The 17979-nt window shown below is 75.7% G+C and carries 14 protein-coding genes and 1 riboswitch; of the genes, 6 read left to right on the plus strand and 8 right to left on the minus strand.

The window, feature by feature from the left end; translation table 11 throughout:
* The 6 genes from QJR14_10960 to QJR14_10985 all read left to right on the plus strand — a co-directional run.
* Positions 1-617, plus strand: a 617-nt coding sequence (locus tag QJR14_10960) for a crosslink repair DNA glycosylase YcaQ family protein (protein MDI3318118.1), incomplete at its 5' end; no start/stop codon positions are given.
* A 166-nt stretch (positions 618-783) separates the two neighbouring features.
* Positions 784-1845, plus strand: coding sequence for a DUF4236 domain-containing protein (locus QJR14_10965; protein ID MDI3318119.1), 1062 nt, complete (start codon positions 784-786; stop codon positions 1843-1845).
* Between the two features lie 85 nt (positions 1846-1930).
* Positions 1931-4765, plus strand: coding sequence for an AAA family ATPase (locus QJR14_10970; GenBank protein ID MDI3318120.1), 2835 nt, complete (start codon positions 1931-1933; stop codon positions 4763-4765).
* 226 nt (positions 4766-4991) lie between these two features.
* Entirely contained in the window at positions 4992-6362 is a 1371-nt protein-coding gene (locus tag QJR14_10975) for an FAD-dependent oxidoreductase (protein ID MDI3318121.1), read from the plus strand.
* Between the two features lie 7 nt (positions 6363-6369).
* Positions 6370-8361 carry an ATP-binding protein gene (locus QJR14_10980; GenBank protein MDI3318122.1) on the plus strand — a complete coding sequence of 664 codons (1992 nt, stop codon included), beginning with the start codon at positions 6370-6372 and terminating at the stop codon, positions 8359-8361.
* Between the two features lie 791 nt (positions 8362-9152).
* Positions 9153-9242, plus strand: a riboswitch (cyclic di-GMP riboswitch).
* Positions 9243-9325: 83 nt separating this feature from the next.
* Complete coding sequence (locus QJR14_10985) at positions 9326-10294, plus strand: transglutaminase-like domain-containing protein (GenBank protein ID MDI3318123.1); 969 nt, start codon at positions 9326-9328, stop codon at positions 10292-10294.
* On the opposite strand, the gene QJR14_10990 is transcribed toward QJR14_10985, so the two are convergent.
* The 8 genes from QJR14_10990 to QJR14_11025 all read right to left on the minus strand — a co-directional run bounded on the left by QJR14_10990 (position 10278) and on the right by QJR14_11025 (position 17500).
* The gene (locus QJR14_10990; GenBank protein MDI3318124.1) at positions 10278-11021 is read right to left on the minus strand and encodes a class E sortase; all 744 of its coding nucleotides are present in this window, start codon (positions 11019-11021) and stop codon (positions 10278-10280) included. The genes QJR14_10985 and QJR14_10990 overlap by 17 nt on opposite strands.
* Positions 11008-11946, minus strand: a complete 939-nt coding sequence (locus tag QJR14_10995) for a carboxypeptidase-like regulatory domain-containing protein (GenBank protein MDI3318125.1) — start codon at positions 11944-11946, stop codon at positions 11008-11010. The genes QJR14_10990 and QJR14_10995 overlap by 14 nt, the downstream gene beginning before the upstream one ends.
* 60 nt (positions 11947-12006) lie before the next feature.
* Positions 12007-12867: an ABC transporter ATP-binding protein gene (locus QJR14_11000; protein MDI3318126.1), complete on the minus strand. Its 861-nt coding sequence runs from the start codon at positions 12865-12867 to the stop codon at positions 12007-12009.
* Positions 12858-13649: an energy-coupling factor transporter transmembrane component T gene (locus QJR14_11005; protein MDI3318127.1), complete on the minus strand. Its 792-nt coding sequence runs from the start codon at positions 13647-13649 to the stop codon at positions 12858-12860. The genes QJR14_11000 and QJR14_11005 overlap by 10 nt, the downstream gene beginning before the upstream one ends.
* Complete coding sequence (locus tag QJR14_11010; protein MDI3318128.1) at positions 13646-14251, minus strand: ECF transporter S component; 606 nt, start codon at positions 14249-14251, stop codon at positions 13646-13648. The genes QJR14_11005 and QJR14_11010 overlap by 4 nt, the downstream gene beginning before the upstream one ends.
* 121 nt (positions 14252-14372) lie before the next feature.
* Positions 14373-15215, minus strand: a complete 843-nt coding sequence (locus QJR14_11015) for an aminotransferase class III-fold pyridoxal phosphate-dependent enzyme (GenBank protein MDI3318129.1) — start codon at positions 15213-15215, stop codon at positions 14373-14375.
* 650 nt (positions 15216-15865) lie between these two features.
* Positions 15866-16801 carry a cysteine synthase A gene (gene cysK / locus QJR14_11020; protein MDI3318130.1) on the minus strand — a complete coding sequence of 312 codons (936 nt, stop codon included), beginning with the start codon at positions 16799-16801 and terminating at the stop codon, positions 15866-15868.
* Positions 16802-16813: 12 nt separating this feature from the next.
* Positions 16814-17500: a peroxiredoxin gene (locus tag QJR14_11025; GenBank protein MDI3318131.1), complete on the minus strand. Its 687-nt coding sequence runs from the start codon at positions 17498-17500 to the stop codon at positions 16814-16816.
* Positions 17501-17979 lie beyond the last annotated feature (479 nt).

The following is a 17979-nucleotide window of genomic DNA, read 5'->3' on the forward strand; positions in this document are numbered from 1 at the left end:
TCGACCCCGAGGAGGCCGACGCGGCGCGGATCGAGAAGTACGCGCGCGCCTACCGGCTCCTCGACACGGGTGATTCCCGCTTCGGCTGGAGCCGCATGCCCCTGGCGGAGCGACGGGAGCTGGTCCGCCGCCGGGTGCGGGAGGGCGGCTGGGTGGAGCTGGACGTCGAGGGCGCCCGGGGGCCGTACTACGTGCGGGCCGAAGACCTCGAGCGGCTCCGGGAGCACGAGCGGGACGCGCGCGACGAAGATCCCGGGGTGGCGGGTCCGGTTCGGTTCCTGCCGCCGCTGGACAACCTGCTCTGGCGCCGGGAGCGGGTGGCCGCACTCTTCGACTTCGCCTACAGCTGGGAGGTCTACCTGCCGGCCGCGAAGCGCCGCTACGGGTACCACGCCATGCCGATCCTCGCGGGCGATCGGCTGGTCGGCCGCATCGACCCGCGGCTCGACCGGCAGCAGCGCCGGCTCGTGGTACGACTCCTGCAGCTGGAGCCGTGGGTGAAGCCCACCCGCGAGCTGAAGCGGGCGTTGAAGGCCGGGCTGGAGGAGTTCGCGCGGGCTCATGGCGCCGGCACGGTGGCGGTGGAGCGGACCGAACCCGGGGAGATCGCGCTGTAGCCTTGCCGTGCCTCGCGCTCGAGCGCCCGCGCGCACCCCCGGACCTGCGGAGATTTCCCCATTCCAGAACAAGGGAAAGCGGGTAGCAGCAGAGAACCACTCTCGTAAACGGGGAGAGGCCGGCCGCTCGCCGGGGAAGCGAGCCGCACGGGAGGAGGCGCCCGGATTGGCTTGGCGATTCCGCCGCAGCATCCAGATCGCCAAGGGGGTCCGCCTCAACGTGGGCAAGCGCGGGGTGAGCCTGAGCGCAGGCGTGCCCGGTTTCCGCGTGGGCGTGGGGCCGCGCGGGGCCTACGCCTCCGCCGGCCTCCCGGGCACCGGCCTCTACTACGTCGCGCACTCGGGACGGAAGGGCGGGCGGCGGGCGGACCGCGGGCCGGACGGCTCTCCCGGGAAGGCGAGTGCGCCCGGGGCGCCCGAGCCGCTCTTCGGTCGCGGTGTCGCCGTGCCTCCCCTGAGCCGCGCCAGCTGGGTGTGCCTGGTGGCCGGCTTCCTGCTGTTCTTCGCCTACCCGGTCGCCGGCCTGCTGCTGGTCGCCGCCGGCGCGGCCGGGCAGATCCTCGTGCGCCGCGACCCGCTCATGCGGGCGAGGCTGGAGCTGGACAAGGCGCGTGCCTCCTTCCGCAAGGGCCGCTACGAGGAAGCCGTCGCCCACGCCACCGCCTGTCTCGCGGCGCGGCCGGAGGCGAGCCAGGCCCGCTACCTGCTGGGGGTCTCGCTCCTGCGCAGCGGGCGAGGCGCCGGGGCGGCAGAGCCGCTCCTGCAGGTGGAGGGCGAAGAGCCCTTCCTTCTGCTCCAGCAGGCGGCCGCCCTGCAGGCGGCAGGGCGCTGCGAGGAGGCCCTGGAGCGGATGCGGCGCCTGCCTGCCGACCTCTTCCACACGCTGCCGGTCCGTAACGCCTATGCCGGGCTGCTGCTCGAAGCGGGCCGGCCGGAGGTCGCCCTGGAGGTGCTGCGGGCGGGTCCCACGCGCAGGAAGATCGCCGGCGACCCGGAGCTCCTCGAGCTCCACTACCTCCTCGGGCGCGCGTACGAGGCGCTGGGCCGGCGGGCGCGCGCCCGGCAGGAGTACGCGCGCATCGTCGCGGACACGCCGGGCTACCGCGACGCGGAAGCGAGGCTGCGGGAGCTGGAGTCCGGCTCCCGATCCTCCGCCGCAGGCGCCGCGGGCGACGACGGCAACCCGGAGGACGGGGACGACCAGGTCGACCCGGATGGGAGCGGATGACCGAGGCGACCCGGGCGGGAGCGAGTCACCCCAGACGCGGCCGGCCGAGCCCGGCCGGCGAGGAAGGAGCGGAGGCGTCGGGGCCATGGAGCTGGCGGAACCCTTCGTCGGACGTGCGCGGGAGCAGGGGGAGCTGCGCCGCCTCCTCGAGGCCGCGGCTGGCGGGAGCGGTCGCCTCGTGCTCCTGGAGGGCGAGGCGGGCGCGGGCAAGACCACGCTGGTGCGGCGGGTGACGGCGGAGCCGGGGCGCGCGGTGACCGTCTTCGGGCGCTGCCCGGGGCCCGGCGAGACCCCGCCCTTCGGCCCCTGGCGCGAGGCCGTGGCGGCGCTGGCGCGGGAGGAAGGGCGGGATCCCGCCGGGCTTCCTCCGCCCTTCGGGGAGGCGCCGGGCGAGTGGAGCCTCTACGAGACCGCCCAGGCGCTGGCCGGCTGGCTCGACCGGGAGGGCCGGCCGGTCGTCGTCGTCCTGGAGGACCTCCACTGGGCCGACGCCGCCACGCTGGACCTGACGCGCCACCTGGCGGCCGAGCTCCCCGGGCTTCCGGTGCTGGTGGTGGCCACCCTGCGCTCGGACGAGGTCCGCCGCGGCCACCCGCTCTGGGCGTGGCTTCCTGAGGCGGAGCGGGCGGGGGCCGTGCGCATGCCGCTGGAGGGGCTGGCGCCGGGGGAGATCGAGGAGCTGCTCCGGCCGCTCGGCCTGCCGGGCGCGCAGGCGGAGGAGACGGCGCGCATGCTCCACCGCCGGACCGACGGCCTGCCGCTCTTTGTGCGCGACCTCCTCGCCACCGCCGCGCGGACCGGGCGGGTCGCCGGTGAGGGGGAGCCGCTGCCGGCGACGGTGCGCCAGGCCATCGACCGGAGGCTGGCAGGCGTCTCGCCGGCGAGCCAGTCGGCGCTGGAGGCGGCGGCCGTCCTGGGGGCGGAGTTCTCGGCCGCCCTGCTCGAGCGGGTGACCGGGCTTCCCGAGGAGGAGCTGGCGGCGCTGCTCGAGGAAGCGGTGGACGCCCACGTGCTCGAGCCGCAGGACGCGGCGGGCGAGCGCTTCGCCTTCGCCCACCAGCTGGTGCGCGAGGCGCTGCTGGCGCGGCTGGTGGGCCCGCGCCGGCGCCGCTGGCACGCCCGGGCGGCCGCCGCCCTGGAGGCGACGGCGCCGGAGGAGGTCGAGGCGCTGGCCTTCCACCTGGCGCGGGCCGGAGACCCCCGCGCGCCCGCCTTCCTCCGCCGGGCGGGCGACCGCGCCCTGCGGGTCGGGGCGGCGGGCGAGGCAGAGCGGCAGTACGCGGAGGCGCTCGCCCTCCTGCCGCCCGGCGACCCCGGCCGGGCGGAGCTCCTCCTCAAGCTGGGCCGGTGCAGGCACGCCGCGGGGCGGCCGGGCGCGGTCGAGGCCTGGCGCGAGGCGGCGGAGGCGGCGGCCGCGCAGGGCGACCGGCCGGTGGAGGTCTGGGCGCGCCACCTGCTGGCCTGGGCGGCGCTCTCCCGCGAGGACCCGCGCTGCCTGGAGGAGGCGACGGCGGCGATGGCGGCGCAGGAGGAGCTGCTCGACGACCCGCGCTACCGGAGCCTGGAGAGGGAGCTCTTCGGCGACGTCGCGGGCTACCCGCGGGCCGGGGCCGCCTGCGTGGCGATCCTGGCCCACCGCGGGCAAGTGGAGGAGGCGCGGCAGCTCCTCCTGCGGCTCGCCTCCATGGAGGCGCCCGGCGCCAGCCACGACCTCCTCGACACGAGCATGGCGGTGGCCTTCGTCTCCGACGACCTGCGCGGGGCGGCCGCCATGTGCGGCGAGGCCGCGGAGACGGCGCTGCGCCTGGGCGACGAGAAGGACGCCATCCGCCTCAAGAGCAACCAGCTGCTGGTCCTGCTGGTGGGCTCGGCCCTGCCGCCGGGGGAGGTGGACGGGGCGGCGTCCGAGCTCCGTCAGCTGGAGGAAGACGTGCTCGCCCGGACCGGCATCGCGTACGCGCCCCCCGGCTACGCCCTGGCCGGCGTCTACCAGTACTTCCGCGGCGACTGGCCGGGCGCCTCGCGGAACGTCCTGGAGTGCGCGCGCCGCCATCCGGACGCCTTCGGCGGCACGCTCCGCTGGTACGCGGGCTGGATGCTCCTCGACCTGGGCGACGCCGAGGGCGCGCGCCCCTTCCTGGAGTCGGTGCCGCCCTTCCGCCCGGACGACCCCATCCCCGTCAGCCACAACTTCCTGGTGCTGGCGCACGTCGCTCGCGCCGAGCTTTACGCCGCCCTGGGCGAGACGGAGGAGGCGCGCCGCTGGCTGGAGGCGGCGGAGCGCTGGCCCCCGCTCGACGGGGCCGCCTTCTTCCGCGCCAACGTCCGCCTGGCGCGGGCGAAGTACCACCGCGCGCGGGGCGAGAGCGAGGCCGCCTGGCAGGCGGCCTCGCTGGCGGTCGCCGACGCCGCCGCCTCCGGCTCCAGCTACACGATCATCCGGGCTGGCCGCTTCGCCGGGGAGCTGGCCTGCGAGCGCGGCGACGCGGAGGAGGGTCGGGCCCGCTTCGCCGCCGCCCTGGAGCTGGCGGAGCGCTGCCGCTTCCCCTTCGAGGGGGCGCTCACCCGCCTGGCGCGGGCCGTGGCGCTTGCGGGTTCCTCCGAGGCCGCCGAGGACCTGGCCGCCGCCCGCGAGGTCCTGGCCGGCACCGGTGCCGACCCGGCGCTGGCGGCGGCGGAGGAGGCGCTCGCCCGCCGCGGCCTCGCCCCCGCGATCTCGCCCGGCGCCCCGCTGACGGCGCGCGAAGCGGAGGTGGCGGCCCTGGTCGCGCAGGGGCTGACGGACCGGCAGATCGCGGCCCACCTGGCCATCTCCCCGCGGACGGTGGACCGGCACCTGCGCAACATCTTCCAGAAACTCGACCTTCCCAACCGGACGGCGCTGGCGCTCTGGGCCGCCCGCCACGGGTTGACCGGCTGAGCCGGCCTGCTCCCGGGGGTCCGGCCCCGCCTGTCTCGTCGCGACCTCCCGCGCCAGCCCGAGGCCCGCCCGGCGAGCGGGTGGACGCGCGTGGGGAGAATCCCCCACATCCCCGTGCCTCCGGTGCGGTCAGCACGTTGCAGGCTTCTCCCGATGCCGCTCTCCGGCGGTCCTGGCAGCATGTGGGCCAAGGACGCACAGGCCTGACAGGGGGGACGGGGAGACGGTGGACGGGGTCCAGGAAGCCCGGAGGCGCGTGGTCGTCGTCGGCGCCGGTGTCGCCGGGGCGTTCGCGGCCTACTTCCTGCGCCAGGCGCTGGGCCCGGCGGCGGAGATCGTCGTCCGGGAGCGGCAGGCGCGGCCGGGCGGCCGCGTCGGCGAGATGGAGCTGGCGGGACGGCGCGTGGAGACGGGGGCGACGCTCGTCCACTCGTCCAACCGCTACCTGCTGGAGGCGACGGCGCGGCTCGGGCTCCACCCGGGCGACGCGGGCGGCGAGCGGAGGTCCCTCGCCCGCCGCATGGGGATCTGGAACGGCGTGTCCTTCGACCTGCTGGTGCGCATGGCCGGCCTTCCCCTGGCGCTCGCCATGCTCCGCCGCTACGGCGCGAGCCTCCTGCGGGCGCGCCGCCTGACGCGGGCGGCCGTGGCGCGGCTTCTCCGCCTCTACGACGAGCTGGAGCGGGGTCGCGGCTTCTCCACCCCCGGCGAGATGTACCGCGAGCTCGGCCTCGACGGGCTCGCCCGCGAGTCCGCCTACGACTTCCTCGCCCGGCACGGGGTCGGCGAGCGCTTCGTGCGCGAGTTCTCCGACGGCGTGGCACGCAGCAACTACGGCCAGGACGGGCGGATGAACGCCTGGGCGACGCTGGTCTCGCTGACCGGCGGCGGCCTGGCCGGCGGCCGCCTCTTCTCGGTTCGGGAGGGCAACCTGCGCGTCGTGGAGGGGCTCCTCTCCCTCTCGGGGGCGCGCCTGCAGACGAACGCGACCGTCCGCGCCATAAGGCCGCGGGCGACCCCCGAGGGCGGGCGCGCCGGCTTCGCCGTCGCCTCCGCCGACGGCTCCGAGGAAGCCTGCGACGCGGTCATCCTGGCGGCGCCCCTGGAGCTGGCGGAGCTCGACTTCGACGGGCTCGCGCTGCCCGGGAGCGCCTCTCTGCGGCGGCCCTACCAGACGACCCACGCCACCTGGGTGGTCGGGCGGCTGCGCGGCGAGCGCTTCGGCCTCGCGGAACAAGAAGCGCCGCCGGACGTGATCCTCACCCGCGAGCGGCGGGAGATCCCCTTCTCGGCTATCGGAGCGTTGGCGGCGGCCGCCGGCGGCCGCCGGATCTACAAGCTCTTCTCCCGGGAGCCGCTCGACGAGGCGCTGCTGGACCACCTCTTCGCCGACCGGGTCGAGGCGGTCCGGCTGACGTGGAACGCCTACCCGGTCCTGTCCCCGGCGGAGGTCTGGCCGCCCTTCCGGCTGGCGCCCGGTCTCTATTACGCCAACGCCATGGAGTCGGCCGTCTCCACCATGGAGACGGAGGCCATGGCGGCGCGGAACGTGGTCAATCTGCTGGTCCAGGACCTGGCGGGCGACGGGCGGGGGTGAGGGCACGATGGCATCGAGCGGCGCCGTGACGCTCGGGCAGCTGGCCGAGACGTCGGAAGCCGCCCTCTTCGTCGGCCGCGGGGCCGCCCTGCGCGCGGTGCGCGCCGCGCTGGAGGAAGCGCCCTCCCGGCCGTCGCTCTTCTACGTCCACGGCCCGCAGGGTGCCGGCAAGTCGGCCTTCCTGCGCGTCTGCCGGCGCCTGGCGGAGGAGGCGTCGCTCCCCTCCGCCCTGATCGCCGCGGAGCCTCCGGAGGAAGGGAAGGGCGGCGCCCGCGGCCTGCTGGAGGCGCTGGCGACGGCGCTCGACCTCGAACCCGGCTCGCTGCCGCCCTCGCGGGAGGCGGGGGCGGAGCGGCTGGCCGCCGCGCTGGAGATGGCCGCGGCGGGGCGGGGCTTCGCCCTGCTGGTGGACGACTACGACCGGCTCGGGCCCGAGGAGGACCAGCTGCGGGAGCGCTTCCTGGCCCGGGTGGGGGCGGGCGTCTGCGTGCTGCTGGCCGGCCGCCGCCCTCCGGCAGAACTCTGGCCGGCCAGTGCCGGCTGGCTCCTCACCGTCCGCGACCTCCCGCTGGGCGGTCTCGACGAAGAGGACGTGGCCCGCCTCCTGGGGCGCCTGGGCCTCGACGACCCCGAGCAGGCGCGCGAGGTGCACGCCGTCAGTGGCGGCCACCCGGCGCTGCTCGTCCAGCTGGCCCGGCAGCTGATCGGGGCTCGCGCCGGGACGGCCGCGCCGCGCCCGGCAGGCTGGACCGGAGGCGGGTCGGGCCGGCGAGCGGCCAGTCTCGGCGCCTTCCTCATCGAACGCTGGCTCCACCCCGGTACGCGGCGGAGAAGCTGGCGCGCGGGCGGTTCGGGCCTGGACGACGCGGTGGGGGCGGCGGCCCTGCTGCCCTTCTTCGACCGGCTGCGGCTGCGGGCGGCGGTGGGCGAGCCGGCGGTGGAGGCGGCCTGGCCGGTGCTGGAGCAGGTGGCCAGGCCGGCGCCGGGAGGCGGGCTCGAGTTGCCGGAACCGCTGCGCGAGCGGATCGTCGCCCTGGTGCGCGGGCACCGCCCGTGGAGCGAGCTGCGCTGGCGGAGGAAGCTGATCCGCCACGTCGTGGAGCGCGCTGCCCTCGAGCGGCGCGGCGCGGAGAGCGCGTGGCCGCTCCTGGCCGAGCTGGCGCAAGAAGCGGACTGGCACGCGCCCCTCCACCCGGCCGGGGAGACGGCGGAAGGCTGGCAGGTGGAGGAGGGGGCCGGCTGCCCGCTGGGCTGCGCGGCGGCGCGGACCGGGCGGGCCTGCCTGCAGGCACGCGGCGCTCGGGGCGAGGTGCTCGCCTGCCTGACGGCGTGGGTGCCGCCGCGGCGTCCGGAGAGCCTGGTGGTCCACGACGCGCACGAGGCGCCCGCGGGGGCGGGGGCGCTGGGGATGCTCCTTCGGCACCTGGCCGGGGGCTTCCATGCCTGCGGGGAGGTAGTGGTGGGCGCCCCTGCGCTGGCGCGCGCCCGCACCCCGGCGGGGCGGCCGCTCCTGGCCGCCCTGGGGTTCGCGCCCGCGGGAGCGGCGGGCGTCACCGGCGACGCAGCGGCCAAGGTCTGGCGGCTCGACCTGCGCGGGCGCGGCTACGCCGCCTGGCTGCGCGAACTGGCACCGCAGCCGCAGGGGCCGCTCCTGCCGCCGGAGCGGTGGGCGGCGGCGGCGAAGGAAGCGCTGCTTGCCCTGGACCGGCCCGAGCTCCTGACCGAGAGCGAGGTAGGGCGCGCCCTGCTCGCGCGGCAGACGGCCCCGGACGGCCCCGCGCGGGTGCGCGCCTGGCTGCTGGACGCGCTGCGTTCGGCGGAGCTGGACGACCCGCACGCCTCCGTCTCCGCGCGGCGGCTCGTCCAGCTCTACTACGTCGAGCGGCTGGGCTCGCACGAGGCGGTGGCCGAGCGGCTCAACGTCTCCCGCGCCACCTACTTCCGCTGCCACCGGGAGGCGCTCCGGCGCCTGGGGGAGGCGCTCTCGGCGCAGGGGTAGGGGGTACGTCCTGAGGGTCCGTCTTCACGTGACGGCGAAGAGCGGCAGCTTGCCCGGTCGATCTGCTCCGCCGCGTCCGGTTCCCGCTCCACCCACTTCCGGTAGGCGCCGCGGGACGTCTCGGTGCGCTTCATCCGCGCCGTCGCCGCGGTAACCATCACCTCGCCCAACCACACCAGACCGCGCTTCTGAACGATCACAGGCCCCGAATCGTGGACCTCGGCCACGCGCGATCAGCCCGTCGACGGTAGCAGCCCTGCAGCAATGCTGCATGGGCCCACCTGCTGCAAGCTTCCCTCGCGCCGACGACGGTGGCTTCCGCGCAGTACTTGCACACGTCCAGAAGGGAACCGAGGCGGCCGCTTGGGCGCAGGGGAGGCCTTCCCGGCGAGCACGGCGGCCGAGCGCTCGGCCATGTCTGGCGGGAGGTCCAGAGGAGCGCAAGTCCTTCGAGGCACCTGGCCGGTGGCACGGGTACGGGAAGGCGGCGCAGACGCGGGCCCCGGACTGCGCCGGAAACCCTCGAGTCGTCTCCGCCCGAGAACTCTCGCCCCCCACGGAATTTCCGCCTGGACGATAACCATGGCGCCTTTTCGCGCGCGCCGGCGCAGCGCGCCTCGCCAGGGCCTGACGACCTCCTACCGCTTCCCCCACCGGTAAGCCGGCTCTCCCAACGCTAAGCTTGCTGCCGGCGCGATCGATCAGAAAGTGGGTGTGCTTTCCTCCGGTTGCGCCGCGGCGGCAGACGGCCGGCGCGCCGGCGGAGGTGGACCAGCCAGAAGACGCTCTCCGGCCCGAAGAGGCAAACCCGTCGCGAGGCGGGGACGCAAAGCCATGGGCCCCCAGGCCGCAGGCCATGCGGGGGTCGCCAGGCCGCCGAAGCCGAAGGGCAGCCGGGAAACGCCCCTTCGCGTCTTCCTCCGCTGCTCCTTCGCGGGTCCGCAGGGAGCAGGGGAGGATTCCCATGAACGGGAGACGGGCCGGCCGGCTCGCGGCCGTGCCGGTGCTCCTCTCGGCGGCCCTCCTGGCGGCGGCCTGGACGGCCGGCCCCGCTGCGGCGGTCGCCGCCGGGTCGGCGGTCACCGCGCCGGCCCGGGAGACGCCCGTCGCCGGCGCCGCCCGGCGCGTCACCCTGACCGTCCGCGTTCGCCTCGGCAACGATGCTCCTTCGCCGGCCTCCGTCCGGCTCGACGTCCCGCTCCTCTCCGCCGGCCTCGACGCCTACCAGCAGCTCGCCGGCGAGGAGCTGGGCGGCGCGCAGGAAGTGGCGACGGGGGACGGCGGAGAGCGGGTCGCTTCCTATCAGGTGGACGTGCCCGGCGGCGCCACCGTCCAGCTGGTGCAGACCTACCGCCTGGCGCTCCGGGCCGCGGGTGCCTGGGACGGCGCGCCGCCCGGCCCCTCCGACCTGGCGGCGGAGGCGGGCGTCGAGGCGGGCGACGCGCGCCTGGCCCGGCTGGCCGCGCAGCTGGCTGAGGGGGCGCAGGACGAGCGGACCAAGGCCGAGCGCATCCTCCGCTACGTCCACGGGCGGCTCCGCTACGAGCCGGCCTCCCCGGCGGCCGGGAAGGGCGCGCTGGCGGGCTTCCTGGCCGGAAGCGGCACCTGCACCGAGTACGCGCGGCTCTTCGTGGCGCTGGCGCGCGCCGCGGGCGTGCCCGCCCGGATCGTCAACGGCGAGCTCCTCCTCGACGGCGCCGGCCGGCCGGCCACCGGCGCCTTCCGCTCCGTGGTCCGCCACGAGTGGGCCGAGTTCTGGCAGCCCGGCGCGGGCTGGATCCCGGTCGACCCCACCTTCACGGGCAGCGTCGGCCGGGGGCTGCCCGCCCCCGCCTACGTGGCGGAGAACCGCGGCGACCGGCCCGTGACGGGCAGCGCGGTGGGCGGCCGGGTGAGCGCCTCGGTGGAGATCGCCGTCACGGCGGGCTGGTGAGCCGGGCGCGGACGACCAGCCGGAAGGCGGCCGAGCCGGGCGGGGTGCAGGTGGTCAGCGTCAGCGCCGGGTAGGGCGTGGGCGCCAGCACCCAGGTGGCGTCGGGGCGGACGGTCCAGCTGCGCTCGACGCGGTAGACGTACGACCGCCCGCCCGCGACGAGCCGGATCGGGTCGCCGGGCTGCAGCCGGTCCAGGTGGCGGAACCAGGCGCCGTAGGTCGTCCGGTGGCCCGCCACCGCCACGTTCCCCGCGGCTCCGGGAAGCGGGCTCCCGGGATAGAGACCCGGACCCGCCCGCAGGTCGCCCGCGGCGACCCCGTCCACCACCACCGCGCGCAGGCCGATGCGCGGGATCTCGATGAGGAAGAGGGGCCGGACGGGCGCCCCGGCGCCCGCCGAGGCGCCGCCCGCCGGCTTCGCTCCCGCCGGCCCTCCGGCGAGGAGGCCCGCGGCCAGGGTCGGGTCGTCGGCCGGACCCGTCGCCGCGCCGGGCGCGGCGGAGGAGGGGAGCGCCTGCGCCTGCGCGGAGAGGAGCTCCGCCAGCAGGCGCTCCTGCTGCCACTGGGCGTAGAGGCGGGCCCAGAGCGGGGTGAGGGCGAGGAGGAGGCCGCAGGCGAAGAGGAGCGCCTCGGCCCACGGCCGCCCTCGGGCGGCGGCCGGGCGGCGCGGCCGCGGGGAGGCGCGCCGCCCGGTCTCGAGGTTGCCTGCAGTCTCAGGAGCCGCCATCGCCGGAGGCGGCGACCTCCCCCGCCTCCTCGCGGCGCCGCAGGAAGCGCCTCGCCGAGAGCGCCGCCGAGGCCAGCATGAGGAGGAGACCGCCGAGGACGAAGGCGTCGAAGTTGCCGCCGGTGAAGGCGAGCCCACCGCCGGGGCCCGCGCGGGGCCCGGGCGGGGTCGCCGTCACCTGCTGGCCGGCAGGGGCCAGGACGAAGTCGACTTCGACCCGCTGGTCGCCCTGGGCGAGGTCGACCGTCGCCTGGCTGCCCGAGACGGCGCGGCCGTCGACGAGGACCTGGACCACCTGGTAGCCGGCCAGAGCCGCGCCGACCGTGTGGGAGCCCTGGGCCAGGCCCGTGAAGCGGAAGGTGCCCGCGGCGGTCAGGCCCGTGCCGGGGCCGGAGTCGAGGCTGACCTGCGCCCCCGTCGCCGGACCGCCCCCGAGGAAGCGGACCACTCCCCAGATCTCCGCGTTGGCGGGAGCCGGCCCGCCCGTCGGGGGCGGGAGGCTCGCCACCACCGGCGCCGGCGGCACGGGGGTTCCCCCGCCGCCCGCGGGCGGCGGCGCCTCGACGAGGACGTTCAGCTGCGTCGGCGGCTGCACCGGCACGTCGACGGTGCAATGGACCTGGTTGCCGGTGCGCCGGCAGTCGCCGCCCGACTCCGAGTAGTAGGGCGTCGCCCCGACCGGTCCGTTCGCGTCGCTGAACCAGATCCAGAGCGGGCCCGTGTCCGCCGGGTCGATCGCGAAGTCGACCGCTGCGATGCCCCGGCCGTCCCCGGCGAGCGTGTAGTGGATGCCGCTGACGGTGAAGTCGCCGGGCGCCGCCATGCGCGCACCCGCGAAACCGCCGGCCCACGTCAGGAAGAGCATGACCAGCAGCAGCCCCGCCGCGACGCGCGCACGATCCCATGCCTGCGCGATCCGTACCATGGCGATCACGGTCCTTGTGTGCCGGCGCCGGAGCCCGTGCTCGAGCCGGAGAGTGTCGCGTCAGAGCCGCCGTCCGCTCCGCCGGAGCCGCCGTCCGCCGGCGAGCCCCCGCCCTGGGAACCGGTCCCGCTCCCGGCGGGCGCGCCCGTGGGCCCGGCAGGCGGCGGTCACCGGTGGGCGGGCGACGCCCCGCGCCTCCAGGTCCTCGCGGGAGAAGAGCTGGCGGGGACTCCCCTCCGCCACCAGCCGCCCCGCGTCGAGGAGGAGCAGCCGGTCGGCCCAGGCGGCCAGGCGCTCGACCTTCTGCTCGGCGATGAGCACGGTGGTCCCGCCGCGGCGGATGGTCTCCAGCGCCTCGAAAACCTCGCGCGTCCCGGCGGGGTCGAGCTGGGAGGTGGGCTCGTCCAGCACCAGCACCTCGGGCTCCAGGACCAGCACCGAGGCGATGGCCAGGCGCTGCATCTGGCCGCCCGAAAGGGTGAAGGGGTTGCGCTCGGCCAGGCGGTCGAGGCCGAGCAGGCGCAGCACCCGGTCGATCCGCCGGCGCATGGCCTCGCGGGGGATGCCCGCGTTCTCGAGGCCGAAGGCGACTTCCTCGTAGACGGTCAAGCGGGCGCCGGTGATCTGGGTGAAGGGATTCTGGAAGACGAGGCCGGCGTGGCGGCTGAGTTCGGCGACGGGCGTGGTCTGGGCGTCACGCCCGAGGAGGCGGACGCTGCCGCCCACGGCACCCCGGTAGAACTGCGGCACCAGCCCCACCAGCGCCTGGCAGAGCGTCGACTTGCCGGCGCCGGTGGGGCCGATCAGGCCGACCACCTCGCCGCGGCGGAGCTGGAGGCTGACGCCGTCGAGCGCCGGCTTCGCGGCGCCCGGGTACCGGTAGCGGAGGTCGCGGACCTCGACCACGGCCTCTACGGCCATCGGCCCACCCCGCCCGCCACCCGCAGCAGGAGCGCCAGGAGAAGGAAGAGCGCCGCCAGGCCGCGGAGGAGGAGCGCCCCGCGCCCCACCGCTTCCTCGCGCAGGAACGTCCGCGGGCCCCGGGCGGAGAAGCCGCGCACCTCCAGCGCCAGCGCGCGCTCGTGGGCGGCGAGGAGCGAGCCGGTGACGAGCGGCGTGACGAGAGGAAGCAGGGCGCGGAGGCGGACGGCGAGGCTTCCTTCCGTCTCCATGCCGCGCGAGCGCTGCGCGTCGAGGATGGTGGAGGCGGTGGCCACCATGGCCGGGATCACCTGCAGCACCGCCACGATCACGTAGCCCAGGCGCGGCGAGAGACCGCGCCGGACCAGCGCCTCCACCAGGTCCGAGGGCCGCGTCGCCATCACCAGGAGGGCGGTCGCGGTCAGGATGTCGAAGAGGCGGAGCGCCAGGAGGAGCCCGAGGAGGAGCCCCTCGCGGTAGAGGACGAGCGGCCCGGCCCGGAGGACGGGGTGGAGGTTGCCCGGGTAGACCAGCCCCTGGACGACGAAGAACGTCACCGCCAGGAAACCGGCGCCGGCCAGGACGGGCAGGAGCGCGCGCAGGAGGCCGGCCGAGCCCAGGACCGCCGCCAGAAGGAGCCACAGGCCGAGACTGGCCGGCGGGGCCGGCAGCACGAAGACCAGCGCCACGGCCGCCAGCGCCAGCCCCAGCTTGGTCAGGGGGTCGAGCCGGTGGAGCCAGCTGTCGCCGGGGACGTAGAGGCTCGAGCCGCGCGCCCTCACAGCCGCTCGATCTCGCGGACCGGTCCGAACGACCGGACGAAGCGCTCCGGCAGGGCCCGGTAGACCAGGTAGGCGACGAAGACCGTCACCACCTTGTCGGGCAGGTCGACCGCCGCCTCATCGACGAAGGAAGCCAGCCAGACCGGCCAGCCCGACCGGACCAGGACGGCGTAGATCGCGTCCCCCCAGACGTTGCCGGTCTGGCCGTGCCAGAGGAGGACGTTGATCGGCGTGGAGACGACCGCCGCCACCGCGGCCACGATCAGGCCGGTCACCAGCGCCCGGGCCGGCGTCCGGATCCAGCCGGCGAAGGCCAGGTAGCCGGCGGCAAGGCCGATGCCGAGGCTCGTGATCAGGTACCAGAAGGAGACGGGGTCCGCGGTCAGGCCGTAGATCGCGTTGTTGACGGCTCCGGAGAGGGCGCCGATCCAGGGCCCGGCCAGCATGCCGGAGAGGATGGTGCCGACGGAGTCCAGCCAGAGCGGAAGCTTGAGGGTGGCGGCGAAGAGCTTGCCCACGTAGTTGATCCCCACCGCCACGGGGATGAGGGCGAGCGAGAGCGTGGTCAGGCGAAACGACCAGACCTTGCCTTCCTGGGCCATGCGCGGGCACCCCCTGGGCGCCGGGCCGGCTCGGCTCGGCCCGCCTGCCCTGATTTGAGAGGGAGTATTGGCCGGACGCCGCCCCGTTCCCTTGCGGTCTCCCCCGCCCCGCCGGCTCCGGCTACTCGCCGTGGAGCACCATCTCCTCGGCCACCCGGGCGGCCGCCTCCACCACCCGCTCGATCTCCTCCTCGCCGTGCGCCGCCGAGAGCGCGCCGCCCCCGTTGACCAGGTAGACCCCATGGGCGAGCATGCCCAGGCGGAACGCGTGGTCGCGGCGGAAGAGGTCCGTCCTCCGCTCCACGTCCTCGTTGTTCCGGATCTCGGCCTCGGGCGGGTCGGGGAAGGCCACCGAGAAGAGCGAGCCGACGCCGAAGACGCGCGCCGGGAGGCCGGCGGCGGCGAAGGCTTCCTCGAGGCCGCGGCGGAGGCGCTCCCCCTTCGCCTCCAGCTCCTCGTAGAGCGCCGGCGCGCGCTCCTCCAGGTGGCGGACCATGGCCAAGCCGGCCGCCATGGCCGCCGGCATGGCGGAGAAGGTGCCGCCCCCCGCCAGGACCGCCTCCCCCTTCCGGCGGCCGCTGGTCGGGCTGGCCAGCTCCAGGATCTCTCGCCGCCCGGCGATCGCCGCCACCGGCATGCCGCCGCCGACCACCTTCCCCAGCGTGAAGAGGTCGGGCCTCACCCCGTAGCGCCCCTGGGCGCCGGTCAGGCCGAGGCGGAAGCCGGTGATCACCTCGTCCAGGATGAGGAGGGCCCCGGCGCGCTCGGTCAGCTCCCGGACCCGCTGGAGGTACCCGGGCTCGGGCGGGACGAAGGCGTTCTGGACCGGCTCGAGGATCACCGCCGCCAGCTCCGAGCCGTACCGCTCCACGGCGCGCCGGGTGTCCTCGAAGTCGTTGTACGAGAAGGCGTCCACCGCCTCGTCCACGCCCGGCGGCAGGCCCGCGCTCTCCGGCAGCTCCATGGGCGCGTGGACCGCCCGGGCCAGGTCGCTGTTGCCGCCGTGCCAGCCGCCGCGGGCCTTGAGGCGACCATCGCGCCGCCTGCGAGAAGCTTGCCTGCGAGACCGAACTTCGCCATGTGTTTCGAACCTCCCTAAAGGCTGATGGTCTGGGTGGTCACGGCCCTGGGCCGTCCTTCTTGCAACCGGGAGATTGCGCGCATCGGGAAATCGTGTCGGCACTTCCGCGCGCTTCGGTCCGTCCGCCGGCTCGCGGTATCCCTCCCTCCCGGCGGGCTGACCCGCCGCTCTCGAACTGACCGCTCACGGCACGACGCGACGCGCTCGCCCCACGCCTGGGGAGGCGCCGTTCACGCGGGCGTGGCCGGGTGGCCACCACAGACTGTAGAAACCGGGGGCAGAATGGACAGTTCCAACAGGGGTATCTGTTGTTGTCTCGACCCACGTCTCAGCCGGGCCTCGAGGAAGGTGTCACACGGGGTGTCTGCCGGTCGGACCGGCGCGGGAGGCTGGCGCGGCGTCCGCGCCGCGGCCGGGCGCCCGCGACAGGCGCGGCCGCGGCCACCGTCGACGCGTCGCGCCGGTGGCCGCGGTCTGCGTGGAGGAGGTGGGAGGGGCTGGCCTTCCGGCGCGGTCCCCGTGGCGCCGGCGTCTCAGCCGTGCCGCTCGGACCGCTCGAAGAGCCCCATGCTCAGGTACCGCTCCCCGGTGTCCGGCGCGATCGCCACGACCCGCTTCCCGGGCCCCAGCTCCTTCGCCACCTGGAGCGCCGCGCAGACGACCGCGCCCGAGGAAGGTCCGCAGAGCAGCCCCTCCTCGCGCGCCAGGCGGCGGGTGGTCTCCCAGGCTTCCTCGTCCGCGACGTCGACGATGCGGTCGTAGACGGTCCGGTCCAGGACGGCCGGGATGAAGCCGGGCCCGAGGCCGGGGATGCGGGAGCGGCCGGGCTTCCCGCCCGAGAGGACGGGGGAGCCGGCCGGCTCCACGGTGACGATGAGCAGCCCGGGGAGGTGGCGGCGGAGCTCCCGGCCGGTGCCGGTGATGGTGCCGCCGGTGCCGGCCGAGGCGACGAAGGCGTCGAGGCGGCCGCCGGTGTCCTCCAGGATCTCCGGGGCGGTGGTGCGCCGGTGCGCCTCGGGGTTGGCGGGGTTCTCGAACTGCTGCGGCATGAAGGCACCGGGGGTGCGGTCGACGATCTCCCGGGCCAGGCGCAGGGCTCCGGACATGCCCTCTTCCTCGGGGCTGAGGACCACCTCCGCGCCGTAGGCGTAGAGGAGCTGGATGCGCTCGCGGCTGGCGCTCTCGGGCATGACGATGACCGCCCGGTAGCCGCGGGCTGCGGCCACCATGGCGAGGGCGATGCCGGTGTTGCCGCTGGTCGGCTCCACGATCACCGAGCCGGGGCGCAGCTTCCCCTCCGCCTCGGCGGCCTCGACCATGGAGAGCGCCGCCCGGTCCTTGACGCTGCCGCCGGGGTTGAAGGACTCCAGCTTGACCAGCACCTCGGCGCTCCCCGGCTCGGGAAGCCGGTGGAGGCGGACCATGGGGGTCCGGCCGATCAGCTGCGTGACGTCGTCGTAGATCGGCATGGACCGGGTCGCTCAGCTCTCCGGAAGCTTCTTCAGCCGCAGATACCAGCGCTTGTAGATGAGCCCCTCGCGCTCCGCCTCCTCCTTCGACTGGATCTTGTCGGCGGTGGCGGGGGCGGGGACGACCACTTCCTTGCCGGGCTGCCAGTCGACCGGGGTGGAGACGCCGTACTTGGCCGAGGTCTGGAGCCCGTCGAAGACGCGGAGCAGCTCGTCGACCGAGCGGCCCAGCGACATGGGGTAGTAGAGGAGCGCCCGGATGATCCCCTGGTCGTCGATGAAGAAGACCGCGCGCACCGTGGCGGTGGTCGACTCGCCGGGGTGGATCATCCCGTAGAGGCGCGAGACCTTCATGTCCAGGTCCGCGATGATGGGGAAGGGGATCGGGTGGCCGAAAGCTTCCTCCATGTCGCGGGTCCAGGAGAGGTGGGCGGGGACGCCGTCCACCGAGAGCCCGATCAGCTGGACGTTCCGGCGCTCGAACTCGTGGTGGCGGGCGGCGAAGGCGCTGATCTCGGTGGTGCAGACGGGCGTGAAGTCGGCGGGGTGGGAGAAGAGCATCACCCACTTGCCGCGGTAGTCGGAGAGGCGGATCGTCCCCCGGGTGCTGGCCGCCTCGAAATCCGGGGCGGGCTCGCCGATCCGGGGAAGCGCCGCGACCGGAGCCTCGACCTCGCGGGTCGCCTCGCTGATCGCCATCGGGCATCCAACCTCCTTCGGGTGGGCGGGGCCTGCCTCGCCCCGCCGTGACTCTACGGGCCGAGTATACCCGGCAATGTTGATCAAAACAATCGGAATTTGGCGAAGCGCCGCGCGGAGGCGGAAGAACGCCGCCCCTCGGGCGCGGGCGGACGGGCCGGGGAGGGGGGAACCCCGGAGCCCCCGCCCGGCGACCGGGCCAGCGGCCGGGAGATCCGCCTGCGGAGCGGGCCGCCCTTCCTGCCGGGGTGCAACTCCTCCCGACGAGCGACTCCCGCAGAGCCGGGATTGTTTTCGAGGAATTCCCAATCCAAACTTTGACTCCCTTGCGTCGCGCCGTTGCGGTAATCTTTTCAGCACATGGTGAGTGATTTCACCATTTGGGAGGGAAATAGGTTGACAAAAGGGAGAAAGACGATCCCGCGGAGAGGCTTCGAGATCCGGCTGGAGTCGGTGGGCGGCCTGGGGGCGCATCTGGC

This window comes from Bacillota bacterium (assembly GCA_029961055.1).
Taxonomy (GTDB): Bacteria; Bacillota; Sulfobacillia; order JAIMAT01; family JAIMAT01; genus JAIMAT01.

What these genes read in the sequence shown, in the direction of transcription:
- QJR14_11015 (MDI3318129.1), bottom strand. Translation starts at nt 15,215, where the DNA reads ATGGAGCTGCCGGAGAGCGCGGGCCTGCCGCCGGGCGTGGACGAGGCG.
- QJR14_10985 (MDI3318123.1), top strand. Translation starts at nt 9,326, where the DNA reads ATGAACGGGAGACGGGCCGGCCGGCTCGCGGCCGTGCCGGTGCTCCTC.
- QJR14_11010 (MDI3318128.1), bottom strand. Translation starts at nt 14,251, where the DNA reads ATGGCCCAGGAAGGCAAGGTCTGGTCGTTTCGCCTGACCACGCTCTCG.
- QJR14_10995 (MDI3318125.1), bottom strand. Translation starts at nt 11,946, where the DNA reads ATGGTACGGATCGCGCAGGCATGGGATCGTGCGCGCGTCGCGGCGGGG.
- QJR14_10980 (MDI3318122.1), top strand. Translation starts at nt 6,370, where the DNA reads ATGGCATCGAGCGGCGCCGTGACGCTCGGGCAGCTGGCCGAGACGTCG.
- QJR14_10990 (MDI3318124.1), bottom strand. Translation starts at nt 11,021, where the DNA reads ATGGCGGCTCCTGAGACTGCAGGCAACCTCGAGACCGGGCGGCGCGCC.
- QJR14_10970 (MDI3318120.1), top strand. Translation starts at nt 1,931, where the DNA reads ATGGAGCTGGCGGAACCCTTCGTCGGACGTGCGCGGGAGCAGGGGGAG.
- QJR14_11025 (MDI3318131.1), bottom strand. Translation starts at nt 17,500, where the DNA reads ATGGCGATCAGCGAGGCGACCCGCGAGGTCGAGGCTCCGGTCGCGGCG.
- QJR14_11000 (MDI3318126.1), bottom strand. Translation starts at nt 12,867, where the DNA reads ATGGCCGTAGAGGCCGTGGTCGAGGTCCGCGACCTCCGCTACCGGTAC.
- cysK (MDI3318130.1), bottom strand. Translation starts at nt 16,801, where the DNA reads ATGCCGATCTACGACGACGTCACGCAGCTGATCGGCCGGACCCCCATG.